This window comes from Fimbriimonadia bacterium (genome assembly GCA_039961735.1).
GTDB lineage: Bacteria > Armatimonadota > Fimbriimonadia > Fimbriimonadales > JABRVX01 > JABRVX01.
On sequence record JABRVX010000074.1, the window covers coordinates 1 to 9233 of the forward strand.

Sequence of the window (9233 nt, forward strand, 5' to 3'; positions counted from 1 at the left end):
CCATGTGCCCTCCGGCGAGGACGCCGGAGCCACACTGGGGCCGTGGCATCGCCGTCCTGGCGATGCTCCATGTGCCCTCCGGCGAGGACGCCGGAGCCACGCTGAGGCCGTGGCATCGCCGTCCCGGCGATGCTCCATGTGCCCTCCGGCGGGACGCCGGAGCTACACTGACCCGGCGAGACGCCGGAATTACGGGCCGATGGCTTCGAGCATGCGCTTGGCGCTGTCCTTCAGGTCCTTCGGGGCGTCTTCCTGGTCCAAGATGGCCTGTACGTAGGGCTTGGCCTCCAGCATCTTGTCCTCCGAGAAGAAGCAGGCGGCGATGCTGATTCGCGCGTAAGCCAGGTCATAGCCACCCTTGGCGACCTTCGTCGCCTTCTCGAAATAGCCGCGGGCCTTCTCGTACTCCTCCGCCGACTGCCAGTGATCGCCGACGGCATTGTAGGCACGGGCCAGCAAGGCGCTCTTGGCATCTGCGGATTCAGCCACCTTCAGGCGCTTCTCGGCCTCTTTGATGTCCCCACGGCTTGCGAGAATGGCAGCGAGGCGCGCGTTGGACGCCACGTCGTTCGGGTTGGCGTCCGCCTTCTTCTTGATGTCCGGGAAGTCGCGGAAGTCGTCCAGTATTCGGGTCACTTCGGCGGCGAAGGGTTCTGCCGGCATGTAGCCGCCAATCCGTCCAACCACCTTGCCGGACCCGTCCAGGAACAGAATCGTCGGGTAGCCGTGGATATCGTACTTCTTGGCGAGGTCCACGCCCTCGCCCTTCTCGGCGTCAATCTTGATGTTGACCATGCGCTTCGAGAGCGCGACCACCGCAGGCGCCGGGTAGGTGTCGGCATCGAGCCTCTTGCACCAGCCGCACCAGTCGGTGTAGAAGTCCACCATCAGCGCCTTGTTCTCTTTCTTGGCCTTCTCCAGTGCAGGCTTGAAACTCTTCTCCCACTGGATCTCGTCTGCGGCCGCCGCCATGGCCGCGAGGGCAACCAAGCCGGCGAGGGCCGTCCCTATCTTCGTCATTGCAGTCTCCTCCTTCGGTGGGCGGTGCCCGCACGGGTATACCCTGCGCGGCCACCCAAGGGATACGGGCCATCGGGAACGCATGCGGCGCCCGTGCCGATAATGAATGCTACGGACCTGCTGCCATAATGGTGCCTCTATGTGCGGAATCGTCGGAATCCTGAACTACCGTAACCGTGAACCCGTGGACCCCGAGTTGCTGCGTGCAATGAACGCACGCATCTTTCATCGAGGACCGGACGAGGGTGGCGTGCTGGAGCGACCCGGGCTCGGGCTCGCGATGCGTCGGCTCACGATCATAGACCTCTCCAGCGGTTCGCAGCCCATGAGCACCGACGACGGCAAGGTACACATCGTTTACAACGGCGAGGTGTGGAACTACAAGGAGCTTCGCGCCAAGTTGGAGGCGAAGGGACACCGGTTCCATACCACCTGCGACACCGAGAGCGTGCTGTACTCCTATGTCGAGTGGGGAGAAGAGTGCTGCGAGCATCTGCGTGGCATGTATGGCTTTGCAATCTGGGACGAGCGATGCGACCGACTGTTCGTCGCACGCGACCGGATGGGCAAGAAGCCCATCTACTACTATGACAACGGCTCGACCATCGTCTTCGGTTCTGAGATCAAGAGCTTGCTAATGCACCCTGTGGTGCCGCGCGAAGTGAACCTGCAGGGCGTTTCGGATCACCTAACACTGCGCTACATCCCATCGCCGGACACTATGTTCCGCGGCATTCGAAAGCTCCCACCTGCGCACTGGATGTCCGTGACTGCAGGCGGTATCACCCTGCGGCGTTACTGGGACTTTCGGTTCGATCCGGCCTCGGATTCGAGGTCCTATCAAGAGTGCAGCGAGGAGCTTCGGGAGCGATTCACCGACTGCGTGCGGATGCGCCTGATGTCGGACGTCCCATTGGGTGCGACGCTGTCAGGCGGAGTGGACTCCACTCTGATCGTCGCGCTGATGCGGCAGATGGTGACTGGCCCCATCCAGACCTTCGCGGTGGGATACAAGGAGGAGACGCACTCGGAGCTGAAGTACGCGCGCCTGGGTGTGGACCGTTACGACGTGGAGCACCACGAGGTGATCGTCACCTGTGACGACTTCATCGAGAACCTGGAGCCTGCGACGTGGTTCCGAGACGAGCCGGTATCCGAGTTCGCCGAGATCCCTCAGATGCTGCTATGCCGCCTCGCACGCAGGTATGTGAAGGTGCTACTAACGGGCGAGGGGGGAGACGAGCTTTTCGGCGGGTATCCCAAGTGCCACACCGACCGCTTGGCGAAGTGGTACCACGTGCTACCGCGACCGCTGAGAGACAAGTTGGTAGGTGGTCTGGTGCAGTCGCTGCCATTCGGCTACCGAAGGCTGAAGGTAGCAGAGCAGGCGCTACGATACGACCAACCCGAGCGCATCGCGATGTGGTTCGGCTCATTCGACACGGAACACAAACGTAGCGTGCTGTCACCGGACCTGGCACGACAGAGCGAGATCAGTGTGGCGCGGCTCGTGCAGCCAGTGATAGCTCGCGTGCCAGGTGCGAGACCGGTGGAGCAGATGCTCTATTGGGACCTTCACGCGTGGTTGCCAGACAACCTGATGATGAAGGCCGATCGGATGGCCATGGCAGTGTCGCTGGAAGCCCGCGTGCCGTTCTTGGATCACGAGTTAGTCGAATTCTCGGCGAGGGTGCCACTGCGATACAAGATCAGGAACGGAGTGCTGAAGTACATCCTGAAAGATACCTTCCGCGATCTGCTACCCGAGGAGGTGATCACGCGGCGAAAGGCGGGCTTCCTCGTGCCGGTCAGTCCGTGGTTCGCGGGCAAGCTGGGGCAGTATCTGCGCGAGATGCTGACATCCTCCGAGGCGCGCGCGCGTGGCTACTATGACATGCGCGAGGTGAACCGTGCCATCCAGTTGCACTTCGACCGGCGACAGGACTTCGAGCGCGAGCTATGGACGCTGCTGAACCTCGAGATATGGCACCGCGTGTTCATAGACCGCGTGCCCGAGCCACCCGCCGGGTCCGAAGCACTGGCAGTAGTCTAGCGTGTCACAGATACCACGATCTCGTCGGCAGGTAGTAGTGGCAGCCAGCCGTCCTTCTGCGGGCCTGCCGCCTTGCCAGTCTCTACCTTTACGCTCTTCGTACCTGCAGGTAGGCGAAGGCGGAACTCCTTCAGTGCGTACACCCCTGCTGCGTGATGACGGATGCGATAGGTGACCCTTCTCTTCTCCGGCATCACTACTACCGAAACCTTCCCGCAGACGGTAGGTAACTGCTTCACATAGAATGGCTTTGTCTGATCCAGCCATCGAGTGGGTGTGGCGGGCAGCAGTTGAACCACTCCAGTCGGTATGTCGTCGCCATCGCGCTCTTCGTACACGAACATGCGTCGGAGGCACTGCAACACCACGCCAGGCAGCGCGCCGGCAGGCTCGGTGCTCAGCGCGAAGCGGCTCTCCTGCGCCTTCCTCTGCGCGTCCGCTTCCTGCTTGCTCATCAGCGTGGTAGTCTCCTGGGCCGTGAACCAATCCGCATCCATGCACAACCCCAACATGCCATAGAGACCCAACAGGAACCCTTGCGCATCGTCCGATCGCAGGCGCGAAAGCTGCAGGCCGAGCGAGGACGGACCGAACAGCATCACTTCGTCACCCAGCCGACCGGCTGCGAGGCCAGCTTGGATGCGGCCTGTCGTGGAAAGGTATCGCAACAGGTCCTTCTCCATCGCGCTGCCGGGCCGCAGCAGCCCCGTCTCCAGCAGCAACGAGGCGAACTGGGCGTACTCGGTTTCCGTCGTCATCTGCTCCGCGCTGTCCTCGAGGGCAAGCGGTATGTATCCGCTCTGGTGCGACCGTCCGGGCGCCTTTTCGAAGATATCCAGCAGACGTGCACGGTAGGTGTCGGCGGTTCTTCGCGCCTCCGCAGCCTCTTCGGTATGACCCAGCTTCTCCAGAGCTTGCGCGGCGTCGCGCAACCCTCGCCAGGCCACGGCATTCGGCCACAAGCCAAGCGTAGTCTTATCCGCCTCCAGCCCAAAACGGTAGGGTGCTAACGTGCCTTCGTGCTTCTCGAGCTGCTCGGTGATCCAGTTCGCGGCATCGCTGATCCACGGGAGCGAGATCTCCAGCCAAATGCGGTCACCCGTGACCGAGTACAGGTCCCACGCTAACTTGCCCGTCAGCCCCGCGCGGTACTGGTGATGCCGGTTGTCCTTAGCTCGGAACTCCTCGGTGAAAAAGGTGCCGTCGCAGAGGGTGGCGGCCTCGAACCCGAGACCCCATTCGGCCAGCGCCTGAATGGCCCACGCCTCTTGCACGCCCACGCGCTCGGTGTTCAAGGCGCTGGGGAAACCTCCGCGCGGCATCTGGTCGCCATCACTCAGAGTGAGCAGTTGCGCGAGCATTTGATTGCGAATGCGAACGAGGGCAAGGTCTGGCACGGAGTACTCGGCCACCTTGGCGAGTACGTCGCTCCAGGCGTCCCGCATCTCCTTCAGCGCTCGCTCGAGGTCGAGCGCGGCGTGCGCCGAACTGTCTTCCCACAGGTTGAGGGCGAGAACCCACTCTACCGTCTCGCGGGCGGGAAGAGTCTGTTTGGTCAGCGGCATCCGGTAGGCCATCCACGGCTCCGGCAATCCTCCGTCGGCAACGGTGATCAGGCGTGGGAGTGGCACGAGGTGGTAGCCCTGAAACGAAACCGCGATGCGCGAGATGGTGGGGAGAGCCGGGGCGGGCAGCGGCTGCTGATTCTTGTCGACCCACGGCGGTGCAGTGGAGCTGAGATAGCAGAATCCAATGGTCGGCCCGACGAGTAGATGGGCGTCCGACAGGTTCTCGCAGGTGATGCGCACCACCAGCCGGCTGCGGCCTGGCCCTTCGGGAGTGACGAAGGAGTGCTGCACCCACAGGAGGTCGCCGTGGCGCATCTTGTTCTCCACCAGCGGCGCGCGAAGCTCGGGCCAAGAACGCGAGCTCCCCGCGAAGATCGGCACGTATCCTTTATCCGTCTCATTGAAAGCCTGAAACCACAGTCGGTAAGGCCCGACGGGAGCCAGGACGGCTCCATCCGGCGTGATCGCGACCTCGGACGGGTTTCCAGGAAGTCCGATCACCGCCTTGCCCACGAACGGATGGGTCATGGCGCGCAGAGCGGCCGCCGAGGCCGGTGAGGTCCCCAGCCTAGCTGCGAACACGTCGGAGTGGGCTTCGGCTACTTGCTCGGGCGGGATGGGTCCGGTCTGGGCGAGAAACACGAGTACGGACAATGCGAACGCCATGCTATGAGTATACGGTACAGTCCGCCCGGTTCACTACCTCGTGGCTAGGCTGCCTGTGCACGCCTGTAGGTCCCTGGGGTGACGGAGGCCCGAGTTGTGCGTCTTAATCAACAAGGAATGCGGTAAAGGAAGGTTCAGGGATGCTTCAGGTTTTGGTTCTAGGCGCGGTTTTGGTGGCGCAGCAGGCGGTCGGCGGACGCGAGGTGAGGCAGCAGCCAGGCGTGGCCGAACAGGATGTCGGACGCCAGGCGCTGTTCGTCGTGCGCCCGTCTACGGACCTAACCCACATGCAGCAGGTTCGAGGCTGGTTGCAAGGAGCGGCGAACGATGTCTCAGCAGCGCGATGGCGCGCAGCGATCTTGGTCATCGGGGACAGGGGCCCGACCATCGCTCTGGACTTCACCACGGACCCCGCTCGCTTTCGCGCCGCTGCGCAAGCACTGCTGGCCGGGTCGGGCAGGCCGCTGAATGCCGAGGTCGTCCGATTCGCCTTGAACCGGCTATCTTGGCAGCCCGGAGGCGAGAGGCGAATGCTCGTGCTCGGCGCGCCGGGCGAGACCGGGCTGGACGCGTTGGTGTACAAGGTGGCGGCCGAGAATGGGCTGAGTGTGATGTTCGTGCAGTACGCGGGCGAGGACTGGACGCCAGGTCCGTGGCCACCGAGCGTGAAAACCCCCGCCGTGCTGAGCTCCAACGGTACCCAGAGCAGCATTCACGTGCGGCGGGCGCTGGTCATCACCAACCAGCGGGACCTGGACATGCTGTGGGCCGAGCACAATGGCGCGAGGCCGGGTGCCCTGCCCAAGCCGGTGGTGGACTTCGAGAAGCAGTCGCTGGTGGCGGTATTCGCGGGGGATAAGCCGACGCACGGGTACTCACTCACGGTGAAATCCATCAAAGAGACGGAGCGCTCGATTGACGTGTACGTCGGTCTGGTGAGCCCGGCGAAAGACGCGAAGGTGATCCGGCAGATCACACAGCCGTGGATTGCCCTGCCCGTGGACAAGAAGGCTGGCAAGCCCGTCAAGGTCTACTATTCGGAGTGATGGGATGGGTTTCGCGTTCGTGCTGGCGATTGTGGCGTTGGTGTCGGGGTGCTACAGGGTGAGCACCGTGCCCCCAGCCGAGTTATTAACCTCGGGTACGCATAGCGCGATCACTCAGCGCGAGTACCACGTGGTTCGAAGCGAGACGGAGTGGGTGGCACTCTGGAAGCGCCACCGGGCGAATGTGGTCGGCGGAGAGGAGCCGCCGCCGAAGGTGGACTTTTCCAAACATATGGTAGTGGCGGTATTTGCCGGCAACTTTCCCACCGGCGGATACTCGCTGAATCTTCTCCCTACCAAGGTTATAAGAGGCGAGGTGGTGGTTAGGTTCTGCCTACTCCGCCCTCCAGCCGATGCAATCCTGACGCAGGCCTTCACGCAACCCTTCACCTTCGCCACCCTTCCCCGCACCCCGCTGCCGATGAGGGTGGAGATCGTGGACGAGGAGTAACTCACGATCTTGCTGAAGGGGTACGAATACCTCCGCCGCTCCCGCAGCGACGACTCTCCTGAATCGAGCAATACCGGTATCTCCGCGTGCACTGCAGGAGCAACGAGGGTATGGGGAGCGTGTTCAAGCCCCCCAAATCTGCCCGCTGCCTCGTGATGGCCACTCTCCCTGCGTCACTCCTTGGCTCCGCCTCGAAGTGACAGCCCATGTGGGGAGGCGCTCGCACACCGGCCCTCGCTTTGGTACCGAAGCGCGGGGAAAGCCCCTAGGCCCGAGCCGCGTCGGGACGTGGTAAGGATATACACCTCACGCATCCGTAGTGGCGAAGAACGTGTGATACAGGCTCCCAACGCACTGAAGCAACCCTCACCACGGCTATCTCCATTGAAAAGAAGAAGGGAGGGGGGAATCTCTGTCTCGAGGGGGGTTAGGCTACCAGCGGTTTCGGCCGCCACCGCCGCGACCCATTTCGGTCTTCGGACGGGCCTCGTTGACCGTGAGGGGACGGCCCGAGAAGTCCTTGCCGTTCAGGCCGCTGATGGCTGCCTCGGCTTGCGCCTTGTCCGACATCTCGACGAAACCGAAGCCCTTCGAGCGGCCCGTGAACTTGTCCTCGATGATCCTGCACGAAGTGACTTCGCCGTAGGATTCGAAGATCTCACGCAACTGCGCCTCGGTCATGTCGTAGGAGAGGTTTCCGACGTAAATATTCATATTTCGATCCTGTCTTGTATTCTCCGGAACGCACTCTGCGTGATGGGCTCCGGCGAGGGTCTCCCGTCGGCTCTCCGTATCCGCGTTGCTGAAGTGATGTCCTGGATAGTCGCATAGTACCCGATTAGCAGAAAGTGCAAGCGTAAGCTAGTGAAAGGGCCGGTCTTGTGTCAAACGCGGCCTGGCGCACGGGTCGAATCCGGCATTCCTGACGCGAACTCCGGCAACGTTTCGGGTTGCACATGCGTCCTATTGGGCATAAGACCTAGGGATGGAATCGAGGGGAGAGACCAGAATCTGGCGTCGCGACGACCTCGTCGCTTTCTTCGACCGAGAGGTGCGCCTCGCCGTGGGCGCAACCATGGGCCTGCCGAAGGATGCCCTACTCAGGTACCTGGCCGAAATGCTGGCCCAGTTTGCACTGCTGGACCACCTGTATTGCATCCGTACCGCAGAGGGCAAGCGACTGACCGAAGTCGCCGAGATGTTGATGGAAGGGGACGTCCGTCTGAACGCCAACTCCTTCGCTCGGGAGCGCGAGGTACACCGCCACATCGGCGACTTCACTCTGTTCTGGACGGGTATGTACCCCGAGGCGCTTCCCCGCCTGAAGAGCGGCACCATGGATGCGCTGATCGACTATGTGCGGCAGGGCAAGGAGTCGTACTACATCGCCTCCACCTTCGACCTGGGCCGGTATCGAGACGAGGCGCCCCTCTTGCGTACGCTCTCCGAACAGTTCGAGACCTGCATGGAAGGGCTGCGGCTGCTGCGTCGCCGATGGCCCCCATTCGAGGGTCTCGGACCTTCCGCCGACGCCTGACGAAGGTAGAATCCGGGCCTCATGAGCACGGGCGACCGCTTCTACCGGCTTCTTCGCGCCTATGTGAACCACGAGTGGGATCGAATCCGCGGCATAGTGGACGAGGCGTACTCGCGCTCCGCGGCGGAGGCCGAGTTGAACGAGGCGTTGAACCGCGGGCAGACATCGCCCGCGACCAGTCAGCCGACGACACCTTCGTCCACCCCTTGCCCCTCGGCCAAGGGAGCGGAGGATCCACTCGATGTTCACTTTAAGGTGTTGGGGCTTCCTGTGGGCTCCGATTTCGCACTGGTGCGGCACGCGTACGAGAGACTCTCGCACCGGAGCGACCCTTCGCGCTTCGCGGAGGGCAGTGAGGAGGCTGTCCGCGCGGAAGAGGTTCACAAGCGGGTGGAGAACGCCTACCATGCGCTTCGGCGCGCCCTCGACCCCTCCGCCGCCCGCTTCTCGGACCTCGAGACCTGAACGCGAGCGCGCCAATCGTTCCTGCTTAGCGGGACCCACATCAGGGCACTCCCCATCGCCGAGGTTCCGGCGTCCCCGCTGGTTCCACCCCCATCGCCGGGACGGCGATGCCACGGTGCCACGAAACCACGTTCACGAGCCGATTCCGCGGAAAGAGCCCTCCGCCGGGTCGAGTGTGGGGTCCGCAATGCGTACGTGCTGGGGACTCCCATGCCGTCACGCTGAGCTTGTCGAAGCGTGCAACCGTGCGCCGCGAGCGTTGTGGCAATAGACGCTAGCTTGCGACGCTCTGGGCCACGCGTGGCCTCGTGGTTCCGGCGTCCCCGCTGGTTCCACCCCCATCGCCGGGACGGCGATGCCACGTTCGCGAGCCGATTCCGCCTGCTGACCCGGCGGCGTTGTGGATAGCCCATCGTGGGCAGGTGCC

At 63.1% G+C, this 9233-nt stretch carries 8 protein-coding genes; 5 read left to right on the top strand and 3 right to left on the bottom strand.

Going from position 1 to position 9233, the window contains the following annotated elements; all coding sequences use genetic code 11:
- Positions 1-189: 189 nt before the first annotated feature.
- On the bottom strand, positions 190-1020 hold the full coding sequence (locus HRF45_13815) for a thioredoxin fold domain-containing protein (GenBank protein ID MEP0767598.1): 831 nt from the start codon (positions 1018-1020) through the stop codon (positions 190-192).
- A 139-nt stretch (positions 1021-1159) separates the two neighbouring features.
- Between HRF45_13815 and asnB the strand changes: the two genes are divergently transcribed.
- On the top strand, positions 1160-3073 hold the full coding sequence (asnB, locus tag HRF45_13820) for an asparagine synthase (glutamine-hydrolyzing) (protein ID MEP0767599.1): 1914 nt from the start codon (positions 1160-1162) through the stop codon (positions 3071-3073).
- On the opposite strand, the gene HRF45_13825 is transcribed toward asnB, so the two are convergent.
- Entirely contained in the window at positions 3070-5307 is a 2238-nt protein-coding gene (locus HRF45_13825) for a hypothetical protein (protein ID MEP0767600.1), read from the bottom strand. The genes asnB and HRF45_13825 overlap by 4 nt on opposite strands.
- Before the next feature lie 140 nt (positions 5308-5447).
- On the opposite strand from HRF45_13825, the gene HRF45_13830 reads away from it, so the two are divergent.
- Together HRF45_13830 and HRF45_13835 are read left to right on the top strand one after the other, a co-directional pair.
- On the top strand, positions 5448-6353 hold the full coding sequence (locus HRF45_13830; GenBank protein ID MEP0767601.1) for a protease complex subunit PrcB family protein: 906 nt from the start codon (positions 5448-5450) through the stop codon (positions 6351-6353).
- A 4-nt stretch (positions 6354-6357) separates the two neighbouring features.
- Positions 6358-6804 carry a protease complex subunit PrcB family protein gene (locus HRF45_13835; protein ID MEP0767602.1) on the top strand — a complete coding sequence of 149 codons (447 nt, stop codon included), beginning with the start codon at positions 6358-6360 and terminating at the stop codon, positions 6802-6804.
- A gap of 432 nt (positions 6805-7236) precedes the next feature.
- Here HRF45_13835 and HRF45_13840 read toward each other — a convergent pair whose 3' ends face one another.
- Positions 7237-7518: an RNA-binding protein gene (locus HRF45_13840; protein ID MEP0767603.1), complete on the bottom strand. Its 282-nt coding sequence runs from the start codon at positions 7516-7518 to the stop codon at positions 7237-7239.
- 271 nt (positions 7519-7789) lie between these two features.
- Between HRF45_13840 and HRF45_13845 the strand changes: the two genes are divergently transcribed.
- Together HRF45_13845 and HRF45_13850 are read left to right on the top strand one after the other, a co-directional pair.
- Positions 7790-8341 carry a hypothetical protein gene (locus HRF45_13845; protein ID MEP0767604.1) on the top strand — a complete coding sequence of 184 codons (552 nt, stop codon included), beginning with the start codon at positions 7790-7792 and terminating at the stop codon, positions 8339-8341.
- A 21-nt stretch (positions 8342-8362) separates the two neighbouring features.
- Positions 8363-8806, top strand: coding sequence for a hypothetical protein (locus HRF45_13850; protein MEP0767605.1), 444 nt, complete (start codon positions 8363-8365; stop codon positions 8804-8806).
- Positions 8807-9233: the final 427 nt, after the last annotated feature.